The following is a 25,849-nucleotide window of genomic DNA, read 5'->3' on the forward strand; positions in this document are numbered from 1 at the left end:
TCTGAATTTAAGACCCCTATCAATTATTTTACCCTATGCTTTTTTTGTTTTTTTTACGAATTTTTAGTCAAATCACTGTTTTTCAGTGTGTTATTTTTTAAATATTTATTTTATATTTTTGTTGCAATCTACATTTTATAAAGACTATATGAAATAGTCTAGACTAAAACTTATTACGTTATAACAGATAGCTATTAAAAAGTTAAATATAGTATATGAGTAGTCCCAAACATAAACTCTGCGAAGAATCTTTTTTTAATTCATTTTATTTAGAACATGTGCAGGCTGTAAATAATTTTGCCTTTTATAAGTGTGGTGATAAGGCAGCCTCATTGGATTTTGTACAAGATGCTTTTGCTAAGATATGGGAAAATTGTTCCAAGATAGATTTTACAAAAGCAAAAACGTATTTGTTTACTACAGTTAATAATTTGTTCTTAAATACAGTACGGCATCAAAAAGTGGTGATGACTTATGAAAAGGAAAAACCCTACATGGATAGGACGAATTTGAGTCCAGAATATTTAATGGAGGAAGAAGAGTTCAAACAGAAATTGATGTCTGCCATTTCTGGTTTAAGTGCTGAGCAGCGGGAAGTATTTTTATTGAATAGAATAGAAGGGAAAAAGTACAGGGAAATTGCAGAATTACTGGATATTTCCCAAAAAACAGTAGAGAAGAGAATGTCTGGAGCCTTGAAAATATTACGAGCAAAGGTTGAAGAAATAAAAATTTAACTTGTTATTGTAGGGTAAATTTATATATAGGTGTCTCAATTATAGAAAACGTTGTTTAATGAGCAAAGAAAAGGACATATTAAAATGGTTTGAAGGTGAAATTTCTACCGAGGAAATTAAAAAACGCCATAGCGAAGAAGATTTTTCAACACTTGAGAAGTTAGGGTTTTATGCAAAACAAATTGAAGCACCTAAAATTGATGCTCAAGCTGCATTAGCTGATTTTAAAGCTAGAAATCTTAAAAGAACCAAGCCTAAAGTTGTCCGCTTAAACTTTAATAGCGTTTTAAAAGTGGCAGCCGTTCTGGTTGTTATGCTTACGTCTTCTTATTTCTTGTTTTTTAATACAAACAAGTCATTTTCAACACATATTGCCCAAACAGAAATAGTGTATCTTCCCGATAATTCAGAGGTTATCTTAAATGCACAATCTAAACTGGTATATAACAAAAAGCAGTGGAAGCAAAAGCGGATTCTTGAATTGGAAGGTGAAGCTTTTTTTAAAGTGTCCAAGGGCGAAACGTTTACAGTAAAAACAGAAGTAGGGGCTATACAAGTATTGGGAACACAGTTTAATGTAAAAGAGCGAATCAATTATTTTGAGGTACAATGTTATGAAGGTTCGGTACAGGTTCAATACAATGCTGTAAAGACTGTTTTGACACCTGGAAAGTCTTTTAGGGTAGTAAATGGTGAGGTGAGTCCTGCTGCAGACTTTGTTTCAAAAAATCCGTCCTGGCTAGCCAATGAATCCTCTTTTGATAATGTTCCATTGTGGCAGGTTATTGCAGAATTACAAATACAGTACAACATAATTATAGTTGCAGATAACATTGATACATTCCAAAAGTTTTCAGGAAGCTTTACACATACCGATAAGAATATTGCATTACAATCGGTTACAATTCCTCTCAAATTAAGTTACAAGATAGATGGTGAAAATGTTACGTTCTACACTTATGAAGCTAACTAATTACTTATTTTTATCAGTTATATGTTTTGGGTTTTCTTTTGTTGGTCAAGCACAGGAAACAGTGTCTTTGGTAAAGCTTATGGCCGATATTGAAGCACAATTTGATGTGAAATTTTCTTATTCAGTTAATGATGTCGAAAATGTTGATGTAAATGAGCCTAGCGAAGCGTATACTTTAAATCAGGTTATTGCTTACCTTAATGAAAATACACTTTTAAACTTTAAGTTTTTAAACGATCGTTATATAACGGTGTCTACTTTAGATAAAACCATTTCAGTTTGTGGTATACTGGTTAGCCATGATACTGGCGAACCCATTTTTGGAGCCTCGGTTATTTTAAATAATTCAACTAAAGGCGGGATTACGGATGTTAATGGTAGATTTCAATTAGACAATGTGCCGTTAAATAAAACCATTGTAATTTCATTTCTGGGTTATGAAACACAAAAGATTCAAGCCAATGCGTTGTTATCAAGAAATGGGAACTGCAAAACTATTTTAATCAAGGAAGAGGCCGAAGTTTTAAATCGGGTACTTATTTCAAAATTCTTAACTACCGGTTTACAAAAGCGCAGTGATGGAAGTACAGTTTTAAATACCGAAAAATTTGGCATTTTGCCAGGGCTTACCGAACCAGATATTTTGCAATCTATCCAAGCACTTCCTGGTGTAGAAAGTGTAAACGAGAGCATTGCAAATATTAATGTAAGGGGAGGGACTAACGATCAGAACTTAATGCTTTGGGACGGAATCAAGATGTACCACTCGGGACACTTTTTTGGACTCATTTCTGCTTACAATCCCTATCTTACCGATAAGGTAGTTGTTACCAAAAATGGAACCAGTAGCGAGTTTAGCGATGGCGTGTCCAGTACGGTAAATATGTTTACAAAAAACAAGCTTAATACAAAGCTTTCTGGAGGTGCTGGTTTGAATTTATTGCATGCCGATGCCTTTTTAGAAATACCAATAACAAATAAAGTAGCCCTACATGTATCGGGAAGACGTTCATTTACCGATTTTTACAATTCGCCAACTTACGACACGTATTTTGAACGTAGTTTTCAAGATAGTGAGCTAACAACGAATAGTGATAATATTAGTGAGAGTAATAGATCCTCAGAGTTTTTCTTTTATGATTATTCGGCGAAGTTACTTTTTGATCTTAATGAAAATCATAAGATAAGAGTCAATGCAATAGGCATTAGTAATAATTTAGACTATACAGAAAGCTTTGTTAACACTGATGGTGAAACAGAGTCTAAGACCAGTAATTTAAAACAAGAGAACATAGGCGTTGGAGCTAATTGGTCAGCCAATTGGAGTGCTAGGTTTAATAGTGAATTTGTTGCTTTTTATTCGAATTATAATGTCGATGCCATCGATTATAGAATTGAAACCGACCAAAAGTTAACGCAGACTAATGAGGTTATTGAAACAGGGATAAAATTAAAAACCAATTATTCGGTTAATAATAATTTACACTTGTTAAATGGATATCAATTTAGTGAGATAGGTATTCTAAATGAAACCACGGTAAGCGCACCTTCTTATGAACGTACTAAAAAGGACGTATTGCTAAATCATGCACTTTTTACCGAGGCAGAGTTTAATAAAAACCGTACCTATTTTCGAATTGGTGTACGGGCTAATTATTTTCAGAAGTTTAATAAACTATTAATTGAGCCAAGGTTAAATTTTAGACAGAAACTTTCGAATCGATTTACCACAAAGCTACAAGGAGAATTTAAGAATCAATCAGCCACACAGGTTGTCGATTTTCAAGACGATTTTTTAGGAGTTGAAAATAGACGTTGGATTTTAGCAGATGAAGAAAACATTCCAATTTCCACGAGTAAACAAGGATCTTTTGGTTTTGAATTTAACCATAATAATTTAATGATTGATGTAGAAGGGTTTTATAAGTTGGTAACTGGTGTAACCGCTAAAAATCAAGGCTTTTACAATAACTTTCAATACCTTAATGCTTCAGGAAACTATACAGCTAAAGGCGTGGAATTCTTAATTAATAAAACAGCCAATAAATATAGTGCTTGGTTTAGTTATACTTATAGTATTAATGATTATGAGTTTAAAGCATTTACGCCTTCGGTATTTCCAAATAATGTTGATATTAGGCACTCGGTATCTTTGGCTTTTAATTACGATGTTTTGCAAAATTTAAAGCTATCTATTGGAGGCATATGGCGTACAGGACGCCCATATACCAAACCAGTAGCCGGCAATGAAACTGTTAGGGACGGTAATACAACTTTGGTAAACTATGATACCCCTAACAGTGAAAATTTAGATGCCTTTCAACGATTGGATGCTTCGCTTAATTATTATTTTAATATTACAAAATCGGTAAAAGCATCCTTTCGAGCTGGTGTTTTAAACATTTTAGATAGACAAAATAGCATCAATAGGTATTATGAAGTAGACCCAAATGATTCAGAGTCCGCTATTCAAATTGACAACACGTCTTTAGGGCTAACCCCTAATGTAAGTTTTAGAGTTAAATTTTAAGTATATAATGGAATTTGTATCGATTAAAAGCAATTTTAATCGATTAAATGTTGTTTTTTAATATAATTTACTATTTTTGTTGCACCCAAATTTATAGAACTATGAAAAAGTTAACCTTATTTATGTTACTAAGTCTAGTAACAATTACAGTAAAAGCCCAAAACGATTTAGATGCGCTTTTGGCGGCAGGAGTTGAAGATGCTGAACATTTTGCTAACGACTATTTAATGCCGGGAACCAATGGTCTTATGTATAGTATGAATGCCAATTGGTTTAATACAGCCGACGCAAAACCTTTAGGCGGTTTTGAAATATCCATAGTTGCAAACGCGGCGACGATTAAAAATGAGCATAAATCCTTTTTAATGGATACGGATACGTATAATAATGTGCGATTTGTCCAAGGTTCTAATGCTCAAATGGTCGCAACTGCCTTAGGGGAAAATGATCCAGACGTGGTTGTAGAGATTACTTATGATGATCCTATTTTTGGACAGCAAACAGAAGAAATAACCTTGCCTTCAGGGATTGGTTCAGAAACAGCAAATTTGTTACCTACCGCTTTTATTCAAGGCGCATTAGGACTGAGCAAAGGTATAGAGCTTAAAGCACGTTTTGTGCCTAAGATTGATACAGATGATGTGTCCATAAGTATGTATGGAGCTGGTTTGCAGCTTGAATTTACAAAATGGTTACCGGCCGATAAACTCTTGCCAGTTGCTATATCTGGTTTGGTCGCTTATACGCATTTAGATGGAACCTATAATTTAGATGATTCCTCAAATATAGAAGGTGAGAATCAACGTTTAGAAACAGCGACCAATACCTGGTTGCTTCAATTAATAGCGTCTACCAAAATGCCGGTTATTAATTTTTATGGCGGACTAGGGTATTTAAAAGGTAAATCGGAATCAGATTTGTTGGGAACGTATAGGGTTTCTAATGGTGTTTTAACGACAAGTGATATTGTTGATCCTTTTTCTGTATCCAGTGAGATTTCTGGCGTACGTGGTACAATAGGTACAAAATTAAAACTAGGATTCTTTAGGCTTAATGCAGAATACCACTTAGCAGAATTTAATGCTTTTTCTGTGGGGATCAATTTTGGATTTAGATAATGTTAAAAACAGGAATTGGCTGCATGAATATTTGTTAGTAGTGCCCTATATCGTTTTAGTTAAAAATGTATAAAAATTATTGCGAAAAGTGTAAGATTTAATCTTGCACTTTTTTTATTAACCGTATATTTATTCGTATTTTTGAGCTATAGAAATCAACGAAATAACAAAATTGATTAAGGTGAAAACATTAGGGATTTTCAATGTAAATTGAAAGTTCCTTTTGTTTGAAGTAACATATAATCATTAAAATTCTTAAAAAGTTAACTTATGAAAGTAACAGTAGTAGGAGCAGGAGCAGTAGGTGCCAGTTGTGCAGAGTATATTGCTATTAAAGATTTTGCTTCAGAGGTCGTTTTATTGGATATTAAAGAAGGCTATGCTGAAGGAAAAGCTATGGATTTAATGCAAACCGCATCATTAAATGGGTTTGATACCAAAATCACGGGAATCACTAACGATTATAGCCTAACGGCAGATAGTGATATATGTGTTATTACCTCAGGAATACCGCGTAAGCCGGGAATGACACGAGAAGAATTGATAGGCATCAATGCAGGCATTGTAAAAACCGTTGCATCAAGTCTAATTGCGCATTCTCCAAATACGATTATTATTGTTGTAAGTAACCCTATGGATACGATGACCTATTTGGTACATAAGTCAACCAACCTACCTAAAAATAGAATTATTGGTATGGGAGGTGCATTGGATTCAGCACGTTTTAAATACAGATTGGCAGAAGCACTAGACGCACCAATAAGCGATGTGGATGGTATGGTGATAGGCGGACATAGTGATACGGGTATGGTGCCATTAACTTCTCATGCTACAAGAAACAGTGTTAAAGTATCAGAATTTTTAAGTGAAGAACGCTTAGAGCAAGTGGCAGCCGATACTAAAGTAGGTGGAGCAACCCTTACCAAATTATTGGGAACATCCGCTTGGTATGCTCCAGGAGCGGCAGTAAGTGGTTTGGTACAAGCCATTGCTTGCGATCAAAAGAAATTATTCCCATGTTCAACATTGTTGGAAGGGGAATACCAATTAGAAGACATTTGTATAGGAGTGCCGGTAATTTTAGGTAAAAATGGTATTGAGCGTATTGTTGATATACCTTTAAGCGATGCCGAAAAAGAACACATGCAGGCTAGTGCCGAAGGTGTTAGGAAAACAAACGGATTGTTAGAATTTTAATATTCAATAATTTAAAAATAGCCATTGTGCGTTTGGATTGAACTAGTTTCAATAATGTCTGTTCGAGTGATTTTTTGATAAAAAAATAGTATCGAGAACTATTTTAAAGGCTAAAATTCTTATTCTCGATACAAATTTTACTCGTTTCAATCGTAAAGAGCACTCGAATTGACAGGGTTTTATTAAAATGCACAAAGGATTTAAAAATAGATATTTATATAAAGACTGTAGAAATACAGTCTTTATTTTTATATTTGGCGCATGAACAAAAAATGGTACTTTGGTGCTCTTACAATTATCCTAATCGTATTAGGTGTTTACCAGAACGGCGTTTCTGGACCTAATCAGGAGGTTGTATTGAAATTCTCAGATGCAAATATCACATCTGATGAAGCCCAAAGCGCTATTATGGCTGTTAAAAATCAATTGCAGACCATTGGAATTGATGCGGTTCAGGTACAAGAGCTAAGCAACGGAGAGTTTAAAATAACCTATTACAGTGCGACCGATGTTGAATTTATAAAAGAAAAGCTTTCAGAATCTAAAGCACTCAAATCAGGTTATTTATCTGCGAACAAACACGAAAGGTCTCCTAATGACGATTCAAAGCAGTATAAGCTCGATGTATTCGAAATCCATAAAGGGAATGATGTGCCTTCTGGATTGGATGGGAAATGTGTTTTGAATGTAAAACAGGATTTCGATAGGTTCTATAATCCCAACCTTTATAACTTTAACAATGAAATAGATGCTAAGGACGAGGATAAAACCGTTAAAGTAGCATTTAAGGTGTGCCGCACTATTGCGGTAGCACTAGATACAACTTCACGTAATATACCAGAAGTCAGGGCTGGACCATTGGCTTAAGGAAATGAGGTGCTAGTATATTTTACTTCTTACTACTATGCCTCCAGTTAAAATTTCAAATTATACTTTTAAGTATACCATTACTTTCTAAATAATATTATTTAGGAAATACATTTAAGATTAACCATAAAACATGTACGTAACAAGATTTGTATTGTTACAAGAAACATTTAAAACTAAAAAAACATAAAGATGCAAAATAAAGGACTAGTAAAATTATTTGCAGTTTTATTCGGGTTGGTTAGTATTTACCAACTATCCTTTACATTTAAGGCGAATCAGATTGAAAAAAATGCAGAAGAGATTGCTATAACTAAAATTCCAGATACTGAAGAAAATTATAGAGTTAAACGAAGTGCAGAAGAAGCTAACTATTTAGAGTCTATTGCGACAGATACCGTTTTTAATATAGGTATTGCTAAATTCACTTATAATGAGGTGAAAGCTAAAGCCATGAATTTAGGTTTGGACCTAAAAGGTGGTTTAAACGTTATTCTACAGATATCTGTAAAAGACATATTAAAAGGACTGGCTAACCATACGACCAATCCTGCTTTTAACCAGGCCTTAGATAATGCTTCCGAGCTCCAAAAGGATAGTCAAAATACTTATTTAGAGGATTTTTTCATCGCATTTGATGCCATTAAAGGCGATACTAAGTTAGCATCACCAGACATTTTCTACACCAAGGAGCTTGATGGGGAAATTAATGGTACGATGAGCGATGATGAGGTAAAACAAGTTATAGGAAGAAAAATAGATGAATCCATCGTTTCGGCTTTTGAAGTATTACGTAAGCGTATTGATGAGTTTGGTGTAACATCTCCAAACATACAACGTTTAGGGACTTCAGGGCGTATTTTAGTTGAATTGCCAGGTGTTAAAGATGTTGAGCGTGCCACAAGTCTTTTACAAAGTACGGCGCAATTAGAGTTTTGGGATGCCTATAAAGGAGAGCAGTTCTTTCCGTTTTTAGCCCAAGCAAATGAGGTTTTAAAAGAGATTGTCGATACACAAGAAACTACAGAAGAATTAAAAAGTGAAGACGCCGAAGATGCTACCGATTCTAAGATTGATGAACTTTTAGGAGATGCAGAAACCGATTCTACCGCTGTTGCCAGTGTAAACCCAATTTTCGATTTAATTAAAGGACAAGGTTACCCAGGAGGACCTGTTCTCGCTAAGTTCGAGTTAAAGGACAGGGAAACACTTTTAAACTATTTGAATTCAAAAGAAGTAAGGGCCTTGTTACCTGCCGAGCAACGCTATGTTAAGTTTGCGTTTGGGAAGCCTGAAAAAAATAGTGAGCTTGTCGATTTATATGCTTTGGTTGGTAATAGAGATAATGTGCCACCGTTAAGTGGTGCCGTGGTTACCGATGCGAGAAACCAATTTAGCCCAACAGGTAAGTCTGAAGTATCTATGCAAATGAATGCTAAAGGAGCTAAGATATGGGAAGAAATGACTGGTGAGGCATACGCGACTAAAGGAAACATAGCAATCGTGCTAGATAATATTGTGTACTCAGCACCAACAGTTAGCACTGGTCCTATCGCTGGTGGAAGTTCTTCAATTTCAGGTGATTTTACCTTGAATGAAGCGATCGATTTAGCAAACGTATTGCGTGCAGGTAAATTACCAGCTTCGGCCGATATTATTCAAAGTGATGTTGTGGGACCATCTTTAGGTCAAGAAGCTATCGATAGTGGTAGTATGTCATTCTTAATAGCCTTGGTATTAGTGTTATTATGGATGGTATTTTATTATGGGAAAGTTGGTGTTTTCTCAGACATAGCAATGTTATTAAATATCTTGTTGATTTTTGGTATTTTATCTGGTCTAGGAGCGGTACTAACCTTACCTGGTATAGCCGGTATTGTACTTACCATAGGTATGTCGGTAGATGCCAACGTACTTATTTTTGAACGTATTCGAGAAGAGATAGCAAAAGGGAAAGCTTATAAAGAGGCCATTCAAGATGGATTTAGTAATGCACTATCCTCAATTTTAGATGCTAACATTACGACTGGTTTAACAGCCTTAATCTTATTCGTTTTTGGAACGGGACCAATCAAAGGGTTTGCTACTACTTTGTTAATTGGTATAGGTACTTCTTTATTTACAGCGATCTTTATTACCCGTTTACTAATAGATTGGTATGTAAATAGAGGCGGGAAACTAAACTTTTCGACATTTATTACTAAAAACCTTTTTAGAAATATTAATGTAGAGTTCCTTAGAAAGCGAAAAATTGCTTACATCATTTCAGGAGTAATAATCGTTATAGGCTTAGGGTCTTTGTTTTCTAATGGCTTAGACCAAGGGGTTGATTTTGTTGGAGGAAGAACTTATCAGGTACGTTTTGCGCAGGATGTAAGTGCATCTGAAATAACAAGTGTTTTGTCTAAACCAGATGTATTTGGAAGTGCCGATGCTAAAACTGTTGGTGAGGCTAACAACTTAAAAATCACGACGAAGTACAAAGTTGATGAAACAGGTAAAGAAGTAGATGAAGAAATAAGAAGTAAACTGTTTACAGCTTTACAACCCTATTTACCAAATTTAACATACGAAGCGTTTATTGATAATACTAGTGATACTAAAACAGTAGGTATCATGGAGCAATATAAGGTGAGCCCAACGATTGCTGATGATATTAAGCAAGCATCCTTCTGGGCGATTTTAGGATCTTTAATCGTAGTATTCCTTTACATCTTATTACGTTTTAAAAGGTGGCAGTATTCACTTGGTGCGGTAGCCGCTGTATTTCACGATGTATTAATTGTATTGGGTGTGTTCTCTATAACATACCGATTCATGCCATTTAGTATGGAAATCGATCAAGCATTTATAGCAGCTATCCTAACGGTAATTGGTTATTCCCTGAATGATACCGTGGTTGTTTTCGATAGAATACGTGAGTATTTTAACGAGCACACTTCTTGGGAGTTCAATAAAGTTGTAGATGTATCTCTAAGTAGCACATTGAGTAGAACCTTAAACACCTCTTTAACGACTTTGGTTGTATTATTAGCAATCTTTATCTTTGGAGGCGATTCTATTAGAGGCTTTATGTTTGCATTAATTGTGGGCGTTATTGTCGGTACATACTCTTCATTGTTTATTGCAACACCCGTTATGTTCGATTCAGTTCAAAAACTAGAAGATAAAAAGAAGAAAAATAGCTAACTCAAATTTTTTCTTTATTATGAAGCCCATCTCCAATTTGGTTGATGGGCTTTTTTATTTTTGACGTGATAGTAGAGGAGACCATTCAATTAACGTATACCGTATATTTTTATAAAGTATAATATAGAGAACCCTAAATTATGTCCAAATCTGATTTTTCGTAAACTTTATTTAAATATTGAAATTTACCGAATTGGTATTTAGATTCGATACCTAGTTGCTTTTCGCATTTATATTTATCTGAAAATTCAATTAACTTACCTTTAGAACTTATCTTATTAATGTTTTTCAATAAATTATTATAAATATTAAAAAGAAGGTCATCAGTGAAAATCAAATCTTCTTTTGTTATTTCTTTAAATTTTCCATCATGAACATAATCACATCTTTTTTTGTACATCTCACTAATCCTAGTTTCAATTTGATTGGTTTCCCACTTCTCATACCAATCTAGAAGGTATCTAGTCCTTTCAATAATTTTATCTTCAATTTTTTCAGATTGATTTACCAATAACATTTCTAAGGCTATAATGTTTTTTAAAAATGATTCTGGAATGTCATGGGAATTTAAACTTTTGCCAATCATCTTTGCAACTGAAATCAAAAGATTTCTCCACTTTGAATTTATCTCTACTTCTCGATTTATTATAGCTAAAAGCTTGTGATAATAGAAATTATTATGAAACTCTTTCCATCTCTCGTTTAATTCAAGTGGTAAAGGGTGTAAAGATTTACTGCCTAATATCAGTCTTAAATTTTTTTTGTCAATCAACAATGTTTTGTTACGAAGTGAGTATTCTGAATTCTTTATTTGGATCTTATAATGAAATCTTCTAGTCGAGAAACCAAGCGAGGAAAAAGTAATTAGGTCTATTGCGTCTTCAATTAATCTAATATTGTCAAAATATTTTTCTTTTGGTACACCTGTAAAGTTTAAGACCGCGTAGGTTTGAGAGAATTCAAAAAAATCTCTAAGACTAATTTTATACCGTTTCGGAGTATTAACTCCAATATTGCCAAGTTTTGAGATTGGAATTTGAATACCCAATCTTTTTCTTATCCTTGGTAATCTACTCTTTGAAACGAAAATTACATTACCAACTTTTAATTCGTTGGATATTGTGCCAGTGAGTTTTAAACCTGAAATGGGAACTATAAACAACCACTCACTATTTGAGTCAGAACTATTTTGCATCATATTAGATTTTGTCAAATCTACACAAACTACGGATATACAACCCCTAAATCATTTGTTCTTACTTTTTCTAGCTTCTTTTTTAGTTTCTTTTTAAAGAAAGCAACGGTTTTGGCATACTCTGGCATGTTGGCTAAGTTTGTATATTGCTTTGGGTCGTTCTCCATATCAAATAGCTCTATACCGGCTGAAGCATCTTCATTGTATTGAATATAAGCCCATTTTTTAGTTCTTAATAAAAACGATTTACCGCCTTGTGTTACGCTAAATGCCATATCCCTAACACTGTGTTGGGGCCTGTCTAAGGTTTTGGTTAAACTTTTCCCTTGAATGTACTTAGGGTATTTTAATCCCGCCAGTTCCGAAATGGTAGGGTAAAGGTCAAGTAGCTCTACAAACGAATGGCATACCTGTGGTTGTTTGCCGGGAACTTTAATGATTAAAGGGACACGTACCGATTCTTCATGTAAGCTTACTTTCATCCAAAAATCGTGTTCTCCTAGATGAAATCCGTGGTCTGAGGTGAAAATAACAATAGTGTTATCTTCCAGTCCCTCATCCTTAAGTGCTTTTAATACTTTGCCTACTTGTGCATCCATATAAGAAACCGAGGCGTAATAAGCGGCTACAGCTTTTTTTTCTTGTTCAAGAGACATTTCGGCATTGACACTCGTTACGTAATTAATGCCTCTTTTGGGGATGTCGTCCCAATCGCCCTTTACTTTTTTGGGCATTACGACTTCCTCATAAGGATAAGGCGTAAAGTAGGATTTAGGAGCAACAAAAGGAACGTGTGGTCTAACAAAGCCTACTGCCAGAAAGAATGGCTCATTTTTATGTTCCTTAATTAAAGCTACTGCTTTTTTGGCTGTCTTTCCATCCGAATGAACAAGGTCGTCTCCTTCGGCTTTTACAATGGTCATAACATTGCCGCCTTTGCGTTCAATTTTACCGTCGGGGTTGTTCTGTACCAATTCGGCATCTCCAATTGCTTTCCATTCTGGCCCTTGACTGTTATAGCGTTCGGTCCAAGAAGCCTGATCGTCTTGTCCGTTCGATCCTGTTTCAATGTCTATGGGAACTCCCATGTGGTATATTTTACTAACTCGGGCTGTGTAATAACCGTTGTCTTTAAATAATTGAGACCATGTTTTTCGATTGGGTCCAATATTTTCACGTCCGCTTACATAACCAAACGTTTTGGTAGCATTGGGGTAGTAACCAGACATAAGCGATGCTCTGGAGGGGCCACAAACGGGATATTGTGTGTATGCTTTGGTATAAAGCGTACCTTCAGAAGCTAATTGATCGATATTAGGTGTATGGCAAGCTTTATTTTCATAGGAAGAAACAGCCGTAGCCGTTAAATCATCCGAAATTATGAACAAGATGTTAGGCTTTTTATCTTGAGTGTAGGCAATCCCGCTAATTAGAAATAACAGTAATATTAATTGTTTCATCATGCAAATTTTATTTAGTATAACCTATGCTATCACCAATGGCTAATCCCCAAATATCCACTAGACCAGCATTCACTTCCAAGACATGTTTGGCAGGTGCGTTTGAAGGTAAAGAGGTCTCGTCAAAAGGTTTGGCATTTTTTTGAAAGCTAACAATCGTATTCTTGTCACTTATATAAATGATGTCTAGTGGGAAACGAGTATTTTTCATGTAAAAATAACGCTCTTGAGCATCTTTAAACACAAAAAGCATGCCTTGGTTGTTTAGCATTGCATTCCTGTACATCAAGCCCGTTTGAATATCGTAGTCCGTATCGGCTATTTCAATATCAAGCGAAACTTTTAAGGTGTCACTAGAAGATTTAAAAATACTGAGCTCACCTTCTTTTTTAAAGTGCACTTCCGTTTGTTTTATTTCTTTTTTACCTTCTTTACAAGAATGTATGCTAATGTTTAAGCACAAAATGAAGGATAATACTATTACCGATTTAACATGCATTTTTATTACTTAACTGCAGATTTTGGTTTGTATATAAACATAAAATAGAATCCTAATAAAACAAATGGAATACTTAGCCATTGTCCGGTATTTAAAGCCCATGAAGCTCTTTCGTCGACTTGTGCTTCTTTAACAAATTCAACAAAAAATCGGATGGTCCATAATAAAACCAAGAACAGTCCAAATAGAAATCCTGTTTGCTCACTTTTGGGTGTTTTAGTGTAGACATACCATAAAATTAAAAATACGAAAACATAGCAAAACGATTCGTATAATTGGGCTGGATGACGATAAGGAACAGCTTCTAAAAGGCTTTGGAATTTTGGGTTGTCCGTTACTGCGTTATAGGCTTTTTGAACGTCTTTAATTCCGGTTAGTCTTACAATCTCACTTTTGTAATAGTAATCTTGGATAAAACGAACCCCAAAGTTAGAATCGGTTACTTTGCCAATAATTTCAGAGTTTATAAAGTTACCTATACGTATAAAAATAGCTCCAGAGGCCACCGATATAACAACCCTATCTAAAATCCACAATAAGGATTTGTAGGTGTATTTTCTGCGATACAGGTACATCCCTATTATTATTCCTATGGCAGCGCCATGACTAGCAAGCCCTTGAAACCCCGTAAATTCAAAACCGCCTTTAAACTTAAAGGGGAGAAAAATACTAAAAAAATCCTGCGTTATTAACTCCGATTGGTAAAAGAGTACATGCCCTAAGCGCGCACCAATCATAGTAGCTAGAACTGTATAAATAAATAAAGGGTCTAAATAATCCAAAGATACTTTTTCCTTTGTAAAGATACGTTTCATAATATACCAACCTATAACAAAGGCTACCACCCACATGAGGCTGTAAAAATGGAGTTTAAAATTTCCAACAATGTCAATTCCGGTTATAGGGTTCCAATCAAATTTTAATAAGTACATGGTTTTTATATTTTAACGTAGCTTAACGGCTTTTGTTTTTATTGCGTGTTATTTAATAAGTTCAACTATTTCGACTTCAAAGATTAAGTTGGATTTTGGAGGGATACCCCTGTTGCCTGTCTCTCCGTAGGCTAGATGGTATGGGATAAACAATGTCGCTTTATCACCTACGCTTAACTGTTGTAGACCTTCCTTAAAGCCTGCTATCATACTGGCATCCGGACTAATATCGGCCGTTATAGGTTGGTAGCCATTGTTTGCTTTTTTTCTGTCATTAACTGCATTAAAACTTTCAGCAGTTTCCAATTTGCTAGTGTCCAATAGTTTGCCGTCTTCAAAATATACTGCATAGTGTGTTAACACCTGGGCTGTTTCCGTTAATTTTTCCCCCGTTCCCTTTTCGGTGATAATATATTGTAACCCTGATGCCAAACTTGTTGCGTTGGCCTTTTGCGTGTTGAATTTGTCTTTAGCAGTCTCGATAGCTGCATCGATTTTTGCTGCTTTTTCTTTTTCAAGGCGTGTTGCTTCCTCAAAATAATTATTAAAGGTATTAGCAGCATCAAAAGCTTTAGCATTTTTACCTTTTCTAATAATGTTCAATTCCTTAATAACAACATCTTCTACAGGTTTGTTTTGCGGTTTGGTAGTTTTTACATTAGAAATGGAGTCTTGTACATCCAGTCCCATGACGAGTTGTCCAAATACAGTATGCCTGTTGTCTAAATGTGGTGTTGGTTTTTCAGTTATGAAAAACTGACTACCGTTAGTTTTAGGTCCCGAATTGGCCATGGAAAGAATACCGGGTTTGTCATGTCTTAAATCTGGATGGAATTCATCATCAAATTTATAACCCGGGCTCCCAGTTCCTGTTCCAGTTGGATCACCACCTTGGATCATGAAATCATCTATAACACGATGAAAAATCGTGCCGTTAAAGTATTTTTTCTCTAGATATTTATTATCTACCATGGTATTGGTTCCTTCGGCTAGGGACACAAAGTTGGCAACCGTAATGGGTGTTTTGTTATATGTAAGTTTAGCAACCATTATGCCTTTGGAAGTAACAAATTCGGCATACAAACCATCTTCAAGATCAGGATACTGCGCTTTACATGAGGTTAATATAATGGTTAATGAGATGAATAAGATTTTAAAAGGGCATTTTAATGTCACCATAAATGTATTATTTGTTAGTTCTGTTTTCGGTTATGGAGTTTACTGTTACTTCGCAAATTAAAGGCGTGTTGCTTCCTATTTTGTTTTGATCGCCATAATAGCCATATGCTTTTAGGGAAGGAAATAAAAAGGTAACGGTCTCTCCAGCTTTCATGAGTTTTAGGCCTTCACGAAGCCCTGTAAATAACTCCTCTTGATCCATGGCATAATTTTGTGTTTTGATGTCTTCCTTCGAGTAAATTAGGGCACCGTTTAATGCTTTTACATTATAATTATAGCTAACAATATCTCCAAAGCTAGGCGTGTTTAAGCTATCTATGGTTGCTTTATTATTATAGTAATACCAAAAACCACTTTCGGAAGCTAGGTACTCTTTGTCGTCTTGAGCCATTAGCTTTTTTATGTTGGCTTCCTCAAGAGCATTTAATTTTTTATTGCGTTCTACAGAAGCATCAATAAACGACCCGGTTTTAACGGTAATAGGTCTTCGAGCTTCAGGTGTTTTACAATTAAAGGTTAGTAATACAGCTATTAGTATAAGTAGTCTAGACATCATTTAGAGCTTTGTTATAACTAGGCAATATACTAATAAATTTTTCAACGGTATCTTCTAAAGATAAATAGCTTTTGCCTCCTGCGGCATTTATATGTCCGCCACCATTAAAATGGGAACGAGACAATTCGTTTACAGAAAAATTGCCTTTAGAACGTAACGATATTTTTATGATACCTTCTTGTTTGTCTTCAATAAAAATAGCAGCTAAAACAATGTTGTCTAGAGAAAGCCCATAATTAACTACGCCTTCGGTATCTCCTTTCTTATAGTTATAGGTGTTGAGTTCCTCTTGAGAAAGGCTAATATAAGCAGTTCTGGATTCGGGGATGACTTTTAAATTATTTAAAGCACATCCCAATAGTTGTAGACGTTCGTAGCTATTGGTATCGTATACATTGTTGTGTATTTCTGCATTGTTGGCTCCTTTTTCGATAAGCTGCGCTACAATTTTATGTGTTTGACTTGAGGTAGAAGCAAAACGAAACGACCCTGTATCGGTCATTATACCAAGGTATATGCAGGTAGCAATGGTTTTGTCTATTAAATCTGTATCTTCTAGCATGTGTATGAAGTGATATACCATTTCGCAGGTAGAACTCATATTTACATCGGAAAACATGTAGGTTGCATAATCGTCTGGAGCTTGATGGTGGTCTATCATTATTTTTAAGGCCTTACTTTCAGATAAAATTGTTTCCATGCCACCAGTTCTGTGAAATGCATTAAAATCCAAAGTGAAAATAATATCGGCATTTTTAACTAAATCATTGCATGTATTAGTTTGCAGATCGTATTTTAAAATAGACGTTTCTCCTGGTACCCATTTTAAAAACGAAGGATAATCGTTAGGAGTGATAACGGTTGCATTATGGTTGTACTTTAAAAGGTAATGATAGAGTCCTAATACAGAGCCAATAGCATCACCGTCGGGGTTTTTATGGGGAACAATTACAATATTTTTGGGTTCGGAAAGTAACTGTTTTATGCTTGATATGTCTTGTTTTTTCATAAGGCACGAAGATACGATATTTTTAAAATTGGATAGGCTTGTTTTTACTGATAAATACATTACTTTTGCACGAAAATCATATAGAAGTTTGTTAAATTTTTTCTTATGGTAACGGTGATTCCATGAAGACTTATTTATCAAATTTTAGAAAACGGAATAAATTAAAATTATAAATGACAACAAATAGAACATTTACAATGCTTAAGCCAGATGCTGTTGAAAAAGGGCACATAGGCGCAATACTAGAAAAAATTTCAGCTTCAGGATTTAGAATTGTAGCTATGAAATTAACCCAAATGACCAAAGCCGATGCTGAGACATTTTATGCAATTCACAGTGAGCGTCCGTTTTTTGGTGAATTGGTAGAGTATATGACACGAGGACCAATAGTTGCAGCAATTTTAGAAAAAGATAACGCGGTAGAGGATTTTAGAACGTTAATTGGTGCTACCAATCCAGCCGATGCAGCCGAAGGAACCATTCGTAAGCTGTATGCAGCTTCTATAAGTGAAAATGCAGTTCATGGTAGTGATAGTGATGAGAATGCAGCTATTGAAGGTGCGTTTCACTTTTCAGGAAGAGAGATGTTTTAAGATAAATACGTTTCAAATTCGAATTGGTATTATAATGAAAAACCCAGCAATAAATTTGCTGGGTTTTTTGTTTCCAAAAAAATTAAATAGTATATATTAAATTACTTTTACATTTACTGCGTTTAATCCTTTTCGGCCTTCTTGTAGATCGAATTCAACGTCATCGCCTTCGCGAATCTCGTCAACTAATCCAGAAATGTGGACAAAATGTTCTTTTTTTGAACCTTCTTCTATAATAAATCCAAACCCTTTTGAATCGTTGAAGAATTTTACTGTTCCTTTACTCATTGTTAAAAATATTAATTAATAAATTATGTTTAATTAACTCAATGCCAAATAGTAAAAATTAATATTTAACAGAAAGTTAAGAGGAAAGATAGTAAATAAAAAAAGTCTATCAAAAAAATGATAGACTTTAATTTGTAATTGTTAAAGTATATGTATTAGATTACTTTTACGTTTACGGCGTTTAATCCTTTTCTACCTTCTTGTAGATCGAATTCTACGGCATCACCTTCACGAATTTCATCGATAAGTCCTGAAATGTGTACGAAATGTTCTTTGTTGTTGTCATCCTCAACGATGAATCCAAAACCTTTAGAATCATTGAAGAATTTTACGGTACCTTTACTCATTGTATTTTATATTATAAATAATTAAGCACCAAAGGTAGTATAAATAAGTTTAGTTTGGTGATTTTAATTCAATTATTTCAAAAAAATAATATTGGGTACTAGCGAAGTACCAGTTTTTTAACAATTTCTTTACCTAAAGATTCGTTTAGTAAATTAATAATCTTTTGTTTGCCATAACTCAACTCTTCCCTAAGAACACTGGAACTAAGTTGCACATAAAGTGTATCACGCTCCAAACTTACAGAAGTGGTGTAGTTATTTACGCCATTACCCATAAGGTTTGCCCAAGCTTCGGCAACATTAACTTTGTTTAAACCTTTTTCTAGTTTATTGGTTTCTACAAATTCTTTTAGTGCATCAGCAATACTTATGTGTTCGTTGTTTCGTTTTGCCATGGGGTTGGTTAAAAAATATGTTAGGGAATACAAAAGTACATCCTATAATAGTTATTTTAGTGTTAGAAGCTGTTAAAATTCGTTTGGAATAGATATAAATTACAATCTGAAAATTTCGTACGATTGGTGTACTTGTTTTACGGCATTTTCAGTGCGTTCGGCGTGGGTGTCACTTATGAAAATCTGACCAAAATTTTCATCATCAACTAGTTTAATTATTTGGGAAACCCGCTGTTCGTCCAGTTTATCGAAAATATCATCAAGTAGTAAGATGGGGTTTACACCACTTTGCTTTTTTAAAAAGTCGAATTGGGCCAATTTAAGTGCAATTAAGAATGATTTTTGCTGCCCTTGACTTCCAAATTTTTTAATAGGATGCGTTTCTATGTTAAAATGTAAATCGTCCTTGTGGATGCCTTTACTTGTGTACTGAAGTGCTTTGTCCTTGTTTAAAGCGTCTTGTAGAAGGCTGCTTATATCATTATCGAACAAATCGCTATGATACACTAAATCTACAGTTTCATTGCCATTACTAATAGCTTTATAACGTGCCTTGAAAATAGGAATAAATGTTTCCAAAAAGGCTTCTCTTTTTTTGAAAATATGAGTGCCATAATCAGACAGTTGTGTGTTATAAATATCTAAAGTGTCTGCGTTAAAGGTATGGTTTAGTGCAAAATACTTTAGTAGCGCATTGCGCTGTGCAAGTACTTTGTTATATTTAATTAAATGAGATAAATAGCTTTTGTCACTTTGGGAAATAACGCTGTCTATAAATTTTCTACGGGTATCACTACCTTCTATTATAAGGTTTCTATCGGCTGGCGAAATAATAACTAAAGGTAAAAAACCAATATGGTCGCTAAATTTATCATATTCCTTGCCGTTACGCTTTATTATTTTTTTTTGTCCGCGCTTAAGACTAATAACTATTTTTTCAATAGCATCCCCTTTAATGTAGTCTCCGTTAATTACAAAAAAGGCTTCATCGTGTTTAATGTTTTGAGTTGCTACTGGATTGAAATAGCTTTTTCCAAACGATAAGTGGTAAATGGCATCTAGGATATTGGTTTTGCCTATGCCGTTGTTTCCAACAATGCAATTTATTTTACTGTCAAACGTAAATGTTCTATTATCAAAGTTTTTATAATTAAGTAATGAAAGCGATTTTAAAATCATGCAAAAAGTTATCTAATGCTGTTGGAAACCTACAATGCTTTAAAAAGAAGTGCAAATTATTGAAAAATATCAAATAAATAACCTTTTAGTTATAAAGAAAAATTATATTTTTGCGGCGCATTAATATTTAAGAATATATGGCTACGTATAGTAAAAGAGGATACAAACCAAAAAATAAAGTAGAGAAAGAACAGAATATAGAGGAAGGTTCTACTACTGCAGAAGTATTTAATACATTAGACGAAACAGCGTCTAAAACTGAAGCGTTTGTAGAAAAGAATCAAAAGTATATTTTTATAATAATAGGCTTAGTTGCTTTGGTTGTTTTAGGAACCTTGGGATACAAGGAGTTTATTGCAAAACCAAAGCAGATAACAGCGATGAACGACATGTTTCAAGCGCAAAAGTATTTCGATCAGGCAATAAACGGTGTTGAAAAAGACTCACTTTTCAATTTGGCACTAAATGGTGGTGAAGGTAAATATGGTATGCTTGATATTATTAATGAATACAGTGGTACACGTGCAGCTAATTTAGCAAACTATTATGCAGGTACTGCTTATTTAAGGTTGAAAGATTATAAAAAAGCAGTAGAGCATTTAAGTAATTTCTCAAGCGAAGATGAGGTGTTAGCACCTTTGGCTAAAGGAAATATTGGAGATGCCTTTGTACAGTTAAATCAGCCAGAAGATGCGTTGGATTATTACGAGCAAGCAGCAAAAATGCGTAATAACGAATATACGACGCCTATGTATTTGTATAAAGCAGGAGCGATAGCTTTAGATTTAGGTAAAGCCGATAAGGCACTTGGCTACTTTAAGCGTATAAAGGAAGAGTACCCTAATGCAACTGAAGCATCAACAATTGATGTATTTATAGGAAAAGCACAAGCGTTGGCAAATAAATAATATGGCTACTGCAAACAAAAATTTATCCGATTACGATAAAACAACAATCCCAAATGCGAAACATTTTCGATTTGGGATTGTTGTTTCAGAGTGGAATGATTCGATTACCGAAAGCTTGTACCAAGGTGCTTTCGAAACCTTACTTGCCCATGGTGTTTTAGAGAAAAACATTGTGCGTTGGGATGTTCCTGGAAGTTACGAACTCATCTATGGAAGCAAAAAAATGCAAGAGCAAATGGTAAGTGCTGTTATTGCCATAGGTAGCGTTATTCAAGGAGAAACAAAGCATTTCGATTTTGTATGCGAAGCTGTTTCGCAAGGTATTAAAGACTTGAATGTTTTACATGAAACACCTGTTATTTTTTGTGTGTTAACAGATGATACATTGCAGCAGGCTATAGACCGCTCTGGAGGTAAACATGGTAATAAAGGTACAGAAGCTGCAGTTGCTGCTATAAAAATGGCAGCGCTAAGACAAAATAGCTAAACCAATATTATTTTATAGAAAAAGAACCCCTGCTCAAAATTGGAAATAGCCTGGAGTTAAGGGGCTTCCATTAATTAGAACTGTGGTTGGTTTCATTTTTAGGTAATTACAGTGATTTATTGGATTTACCCAATTGGGGTGTTAACAATTTTTGGCAATTCTATTACTTGTTTTTGTCTATTTTTAAGTAATTTTGAGGTATAAGCTTCATATACTTTGTTTAAGCGACGCAAAAATAAAACCTTTAATTATAAGCCTAGATTTTCTCAAGGAAATGAGAAGGATTCTAAAGAGGATGCATTTAGGGAAGACGATTTTATTTCTAAATGGAAACAGACTCGCGAAGCCAATAAATCGAAGGTAAGGGGCGTTGTGTCTATACGTACACTTGTCTTACTTTTGGTATTGTTATTGATCTGTATGTATTTGTTAGAAACAAAGTTCATGTAACTTAAAAGCTTAGAAATTATGGGAATCTTAAAATTACGTAAGAATAAAAAATTCAACTATACACCACGCTATTTCGACGATAAAGGTGAAGGTAACCCTTTTGAAATCAAGCATAAATTTGATGATTTTAGAAAAACAGTGGGTAGTAATTCCGGATTAAAGACGAAACTCAGCAATGCTTTAGATGACTTTAAGACCAATCGTAATAAAGAAGCCGATAAACGGGTGTTGATTATAGCTCTTATTCTGGTTTTAATATTTCTTTTTATCATCGATTTCGATTTATCTATTTTCTTTTCTAAATAATACATGGCAGACATTATTCAGCTATTACCAGATCATGTAGCAAACCAAATAGCAGCTGGAGAAGTGGTACAGCGACCTGCTTCGGTAGTTAAAGAGCTTTTGGAAAATGCTATTGACGCAGAAGCTTCAACAATTAAACTAATAATAAAGGATGCAGGCAAAACCCTTATTCAGGTTATAGATAACGGAAAGGGAATGAGTAATACCGATGCACGGCTTAGCTTTGAACGCCATGCAACTTCTAAGATTAAATGTGCCGACGATTTGTTTCAATTGCATACAAAAGGCTTTAGGGGAGAAGCATTGGCAAGTATCGCAGCCATTGCCCATGTGGAACTAAAAACGAAGCAGGAAGAGGATGAGGTAGGATGTGCTCTTGTAATTGAAGGAAGTGATGTTATATCGCAGGAGGTAGTGGTAACACCAAAAGGTACTTCGGTATCGGTAAAGAATTTGTTTTATAATATTCCGGCACGACGTAATTTCTTAAAATCGAATACAGTGGAATTGCGGCATGTAATTGATGAGTTCCAGCGCGTAGCTTTAGCACATCCCAATATTACATTTGCATTTTATAATAATGGTAATGAAACGTTTAATCTTCCTGTTAGTAATTACCGACAGCGTATTGTTAATATTTTCGGAAATAAAACCAACGAAAAACTGGTGCCAGTAGAGGAAGACACCGAGGTACTTAAAATATCGGGATTTGTAGGAAAGCCTGAATTTGCCAAGAAGTCTAGAGGCGAGCAGTATTTTTTTGTTAACAATCGTTTTATTAAAAGTGCTTATTTAAACCATGCGATCTCATCGGCTTTCGATGGTTTGTTAAAAAGTGGTACGCACCCCAGTTACTTTTTAAACTTAACGGTAAATCCACAAACAATTGATATTAATATTCATCCAACGAAAACTGAAATTAAGTTTGATGATGAACATACCCTATATGCTTTATTACGTGCAGCTGTAAAACATAGCTTAGGACAGTTTAATATTGCACCGGTGCTTGATTTTGATCGTGATGCCAGTTTAGATACGCCTTACAATATTAGCCAAAGTGCAACTGTTAGTGCACCAACCATAGAAGTCGATAGAAGTTTTAATCCGTTTCAAGATGAAACATCTTCGCGACCAAGATCAACTACTTATAAGAAGGAACCAGCTGCAAGTTGGGAAGGTTTGTATGTTGGTCTGGAATCAAAGGGGACACAAACGCAAGATGATTTTAGCGAGGTACATTTTGAGAGCGAGGAGTCGGAACTGGTAATCTTTAAAGATCATAATGCGCTTGAACAGGTGCATACTACTTATCAAATAAGTAATAAGTACATAGTTAGCGCTATAAAGTCGGGCATGTTGGTTATCGATCAACATAGGGCGCACCAACGTATACTTTACGAAGATTTTCTTCAGAATATTACCGTTAAGGATGCCGTGAGCCAACAGTTATTGTTTCCGCTTCAGCTTCATTTTTCGCCTCAGGAAGTTGCTGTTATCGAACAATTAAAAGAAGATTTAGAGCACACTGGATTTGTGTTTTCAAATCTTGTTGATGAAACGGTTGAAATTACGGGTGTACCGGTAGGTGTACCAGATAGTGAGGTGTCTATTATTTTAGAACAGTTAATAAGCGATATCGAAAATGAAGTGCCCGACAGTAATTTTAGTGCAGCCGATTTATTGGCGAAGTCCATGGCAAAAAGCTTGGCTATTAAAACTGGACAATCTTTAGAAAAGGAAGAACAAGAACACTTGGTAAATAAGCTTTTTGCATGTAAAGAACCCAATGTTTCTCCAAGTAATAGAATGACATTCATCACGATGAGCGTGGATGAATTGGATAAAAAATTTATATAAAATATGATAAGGATTTCTGAAGCCGTTAAACATTTAATGATTATTAATGTCATTATGTTTATAGGTACATTGTTTATTGGAAATGGTGTTTTTTACGAGTGGTTTGCCATGTATTTTCCAAAAAATGATGCGTTCCAGCCTTGGCAAATTGTTACACATATGTTTATGCATGGTGGCATTTCACATATATTGTTTAACATGTTTGCCCTTTGGATGTTTGGAACACCAGTAGAACAAGTTTTAGGCAAGAAACGTTTTTTATTTATTTATTTTTCTGCTGGTCTCGGAGCTGTTGCATTACAAGTAGGGTATTATTACTTTCAATACGTGCCTAATTACAATGCTTTGTTGGCTTCTGGGCTGTCTCCAGAGCATATCAAGCAAATGCTGGCTACCAATAAGTTGATGGAAGGGGTTTCGCAATCACAACTTTTGGAGTTGCAAACTATTTTCCCTGCTTTTAATGCAAGTATGGTAGGAGCTTCAGGTTGTATTATGGGGGTGCTTGCCGCTTTTGGAATGATGAATCCGAATGCAGAATTAATGCTTATTTTTTTACCTATTCCTATAAAAGCAAAGTATTTTATTCCGGGAATTATTATTTTAGATTTAATTTCAGGAATCACAGGACAATCGTTTTTTAGTCCTAGTAATACAGCTTATATGGCACATGTTGGAGGCGCATTAGCCGGTTTCCTGATCATGTGGTATTGGAAAAAAAATCAGTTTAACCAAAATCGTTGGTATTAATGACGTCATTAACACAAGATATAAAATATAAATTGTCACGGCTTAATGTATTGGAAAAGATCATAGCCATTAATGTGGTTGTTTTTATTATAGGGCTTGTAGTACGATCAAATTTAGGGTGGTTAGAGTTGCCAAGCGACTTTAGCGATTTTATCGTTAAGCCATGGGCCATTGTAAGTTATGCTTTTTTGCACTATGACTTTTTGCACATCCTTTTTAATATGCTTTGGCTGTATATTATCGGACGTATGTTTTTAAATTTGTTTAACCCAAAAATGGCCTTAAACGTTTATTTTTTAGGAGCTATTGCTGGTGGCTTGTTGTTTATGCTAGCCTATACCTTATTCCCCAGTATTTTTGGTGTAAACTCCCGTTTGGTAGGAGCCTCGGCTGCAGTAAGAGCACTATTGATTTTTCTTTGTGCTTATTTGCCTAATCAGGATATACGTTTCTTTACTTTTAGTTTAAAGCTTTGGCATATTGGCTTGGCTATTGTTATTTTGGATGGTATAGGACTTTTTGGGGCTAATGCAGGAGGTAACTTGGCGCATCTAGGAGGTGCTTTATTAGGATATGCATATGCCAAACAGCTGACCAAAGGTAATGATATAGGTAAAGGGTTTGAAAGATTAATGGATGGTATAATAGGCATGTTTAAATCTGCTAAAAAAGGCCCTTTGAAAACAGTGCATAAAAATAAGTCGAAGGTAGGGGGTTATACCAAAGCCGATTTTGATGAGTTTAACCACCAAAAAAAGATTGATGTTATTTTGGATAAAATAAGCAAAAGTGGTTACGATAGCTTAACAGCCGAGGAAAAAGAGTTTTTATTTAGGGCTGGAAAGTAG

At 34.8% G+C, this 25,849-nt stretch carries 26 protein-coding genes; 15 read left to right on the forward strand and 11 right to left on the reverse strand.

Features of this window, described 5'->3' with window-relative positions:
* The first annotated feature begins 215 nt into the window (after positions 1-215).
* From JF259_RS02425 to secDF, 7 genes are all read left to right on the forward strand, one after another.
* Positions 216-737: an RNA polymerase sigma factor gene (locus tag JF259_RS02425; RefSeq protein WP_199112933.1), complete on the forward strand. Its 522-nt coding sequence runs from the start codon at positions 216-218 to the stop codon at positions 735-737.
* A 58-nt stretch (positions 738-795) separates the two neighbouring features.
* A complete protein-coding gene (locus JF259_RS02430) occupies positions 796-1,710 on the forward strand; it encodes a FecR family protein (RefSeq protein WP_199112935.1) in 915 nt (304 codons plus the stop codon).
* Entirely contained in the window at positions 1,697-4,240 is a 2,544-nt protein-coding gene (locus tag JF259_RS02435; RefSeq protein ID WP_233164066.1) for a TonB-dependent receptor plug domain-containing protein, read from the forward strand. The genes JF259_RS02430 and JF259_RS02435 overlap by 14 nt, the downstream gene beginning before the upstream one ends.
* Before the next feature lie 101 nt (positions 4,241-4,341).
* Complete coding sequence (locus tag JF259_RS02440) at positions 4,342-5,358, forward strand: DUF6588 family protein (RefSeq protein ID WP_199112939.1); 1,017 nt, start codon at positions 4,342-4,344, stop codon at positions 5,356-5,358.
* 270 nt (positions 5,359-5,628) lie between these two features.
* Entirely contained in the window at positions 5,629-6,555 is a 927-nt protein-coding gene (locus JF259_RS02445) for a malate dehydrogenase (RefSeq protein ID WP_199112941.1), read from the forward strand.
* 261 nt (positions 6,556-6,816) lie between these two features.
* Positions 6,817-7,422, forward strand: a complete 606-nt coding sequence (locus tag JF259_RS02450) for a hypothetical protein (RefSeq protein ID WP_199112943.1) — start codon at positions 6,817-6,819, stop codon at positions 7,420-7,422.
* 192 nt (positions 7,423-7,614) lie between these two features.
* A complete protein-coding gene (secDF, locus tag JF259_RS02455; RefSeq protein WP_199112945.1) occupies positions 7,615-10,611 on the forward strand; it encodes a protein translocase subunit SecDF in 2,997 nt (998 codons plus the stop codon).
* A 133-nt stretch (positions 10,612-10,744) separates the two neighbouring features.
* Here secDF and JF259_RS02460 read toward each other — a convergent pair whose 3' ends face one another.
* The 7 genes from JF259_RS02460 to JF259_RS02490 are packed head-to-tail and all read right to left on the reverse strand — an operon-like array spanning position 10,745 to position 17,441.
* Positions 10,745-11,809 carry a HEPN domain-containing protein gene (locus JF259_RS02460; protein WP_199112947.1) on the reverse strand — a complete coding sequence of 355 codons (1,065 nt, stop codon included), beginning with the start codon at positions 11,807-11,809 and terminating at the stop codon, positions 10,745-10,747.
* 26 nt (positions 11,810-11,835) lie between these two features.
* Positions 11,836-13,269 (reverse strand): sulfatase, encoded by a 1,434-nt coding sequence (locus JF259_RS02465; RefSeq protein ID WP_199112949.1) that lies wholly within the window; start codon positions 13,267-13,269, stop codon positions 11,836-11,838.
* Between the two features lie 7 nt (positions 13,270-13,276).
* Positions 13,277-13,765 (reverse strand): DUF192 domain-containing protein, encoded by a 489-nt coding sequence (locus JF259_RS02470; protein ID WP_199112951.1) that lies wholly within the window; start codon positions 13,763-13,765, stop codon positions 13,277-13,279.
* Between the two features lie 5 nt (positions 13,766-13,770).
* On the reverse strand, positions 13,771-14,697 hold the full coding sequence (gene lgt, locus JF259_RS02475; RefSeq protein WP_199112953.1) for a prolipoprotein diacylglyceryl transferase: 927 nt from the start codon (positions 14,695-14,697) through the stop codon (positions 13,771-13,773).
* A 48-nt stretch (positions 14,698-14,745) separates the two neighbouring features.
* A complete protein-coding gene (locus tag JF259_RS02480) occupies positions 14,746-15,876 on the reverse strand; it encodes a peptidylprolyl isomerase (protein ID WP_199112955.1) in 1,131 nt (376 codons plus the stop codon).
* Between the two features lie 7 nt (positions 15,877-15,883).
* The gene (gene gldI, locus JF259_RS02485; protein ID WP_199113418.1) at positions 15,884-16,429 is read right to left on the reverse strand and encodes a gliding motility-associated peptidyl-prolyl isomerase GldI; all 546 of its coding nucleotides are present in this window, start codon (positions 16,427-16,429) and stop codon (positions 15,884-15,886) included.
* Positions 16,422-17,441, reverse strand: a complete 1,020-nt coding sequence (locus JF259_RS02490; protein ID WP_199112957.1) for a DHH family phosphoesterase — start codon at positions 17,439-17,441, stop codon at positions 16,422-16,424. The genes gldI and JF259_RS02490 overlap by 8 nt, the downstream gene beginning before the upstream one ends.
* A 173-nt stretch (positions 17,442-17,614) precedes the next feature.
* On the opposite strand from JF259_RS02490, the gene JF259_RS02495 reads away from it, so the two are divergent.
* Positions 17,615-18,034 carry a nucleoside-diphosphate kinase gene (locus JF259_RS02495; RefSeq protein ID WP_199112959.1) on the forward strand — a complete coding sequence of 140 codons (420 nt, stop codon included), beginning with the start codon at positions 17,615-17,617 and terminating at the stop codon, positions 18,032-18,034.
* A gap of 96 nt (positions 18,035-18,130) precedes the next feature.
* On the opposite strand, the gene JF259_RS02500 is transcribed toward JF259_RS02495, so the two are convergent.
* From JF259_RS02500 to recF, 4 genes are all read right to left on the reverse strand, one after another.
* Positions 18,131-18,322, reverse strand: a complete 192-nt coding sequence (locus tag JF259_RS02500; protein WP_199112962.1) for a cold-shock protein — start codon at positions 18,320-18,322, stop codon at positions 18,131-18,133.
* Positions 18,323-18,477: 155 nt separating this feature from the next.
* The gene (locus JF259_RS02505) at positions 18,478-18,669 is read right to left on the reverse strand and encodes a cold-shock protein (protein WP_042242688.1); all 192 of its coding nucleotides are present in this window, start codon (positions 18,667-18,669) and stop codon (positions 18,478-18,480) included.
* A 98-nt stretch (positions 18,670-18,767) separates the two neighbouring features.
* The gene (locus tag JF259_RS02510; RefSeq protein ID WP_199112964.1) at positions 18,768-19,064 is read right to left on the reverse strand and encodes a DUF721 domain-containing protein; all 297 of its coding nucleotides are present in this window, start codon (positions 19,062-19,064) and stop codon (positions 18,768-18,770) included.
* Positions 19,065-19,163: 99 nt separating this feature from the next.
* Positions 19,164-20,243 carry a DNA replication/repair protein RecF gene (gene recF / locus JF259_RS02515; protein WP_199112966.1) on the reverse strand — a complete coding sequence of 360 codons (1,080 nt, stop codon included), beginning with the start codon at positions 20,241-20,243 and terminating at the stop codon, positions 19,164-19,166.
* A 137-nt stretch (positions 20,244-20,380) separates the two neighbouring features.
* On the opposite strand from recF, the gene JF259_RS02520 reads away from it, so the two are divergent.
* From JF259_RS02520 to JF259_RS02550, 7 genes are all read left to right on the forward strand, one after another.
* Positions 20,381-21,151 (forward strand): tetratricopeptide repeat protein, encoded by a 771-nt coding sequence (locus JF259_RS02520; protein WP_199112968.1) that lies wholly within the window; start codon positions 20,381-20,383, stop codon positions 21,149-21,151.
* Position 21,152: 1 nt separating this feature from the next.
* Positions 21,153-21,638, forward strand: a complete 486-nt coding sequence (ribH, locus tag JF259_RS02525; protein ID WP_199112970.1) for a 6,7-dimethyl-8-ribityllumazine synthase — start codon at positions 21,153-21,155, stop codon at positions 21,636-21,638.
* A 216-nt stretch (positions 21,639-21,854) separates the two neighbouring features.
* Complete coding sequence (locus JF259_RS02530) at positions 21,855-22,088, forward strand: hypothetical protein (protein WP_199112972.1); 234 nt, start codon at positions 21,855-21,857, stop codon at positions 22,086-22,088.
* Between the two features lie 18 nt (positions 22,089-22,106).
* On the forward strand, positions 22,107-22,394 hold the full coding sequence (locus JF259_RS02535; RefSeq protein WP_199112974.1) for a riboflavin synthase subunit beta: 288 nt from the start codon (positions 22,107-22,109) through the stop codon (positions 22,392-22,394).
* A gap of 3 nt (positions 22,395-22,397) precedes the next feature.
* A complete protein-coding gene (mutL, locus tag JF259_RS02540) occupies positions 22,398-24,251 on the forward strand; it encodes a DNA mismatch repair endonuclease MutL (RefSeq protein WP_199112976.1) in 1,854 nt (617 codons plus the stop codon).
* Positions 24,252-24,254: 3 nt separating this feature from the next.
* Positions 24,255-25,001: a rhomboid family intramembrane serine protease gene (locus tag JF259_RS02545; protein ID WP_199112978.1), complete on the forward strand. Its 747-nt coding sequence runs from the start codon at positions 24,255-24,257 to the stop codon at positions 24,999-25,001.
* Positions 25,001-25,849 carry a rhomboid family protein gene (locus tag JF259_RS02550; RefSeq protein WP_199112980.1) on the forward strand — a complete coding sequence of 283 codons (849 nt, stop codon included), beginning with the start codon at positions 25,001-25,003 and terminating at the stop codon, positions 25,847-25,849. Before JF259_RS02545 ends, JF259_RS02550 begins: the two co-directional genes overlap by 1 nt.

This window comes from Snuella sedimenti (assembly GCF_016428595.1).
GTDB classification, from domain to species: Bacteria; Bacteroidota; Bacteroidia; order Flavobacteriales; family Flavobacteriaceae; genus Snuella; species Snuella sedimenti.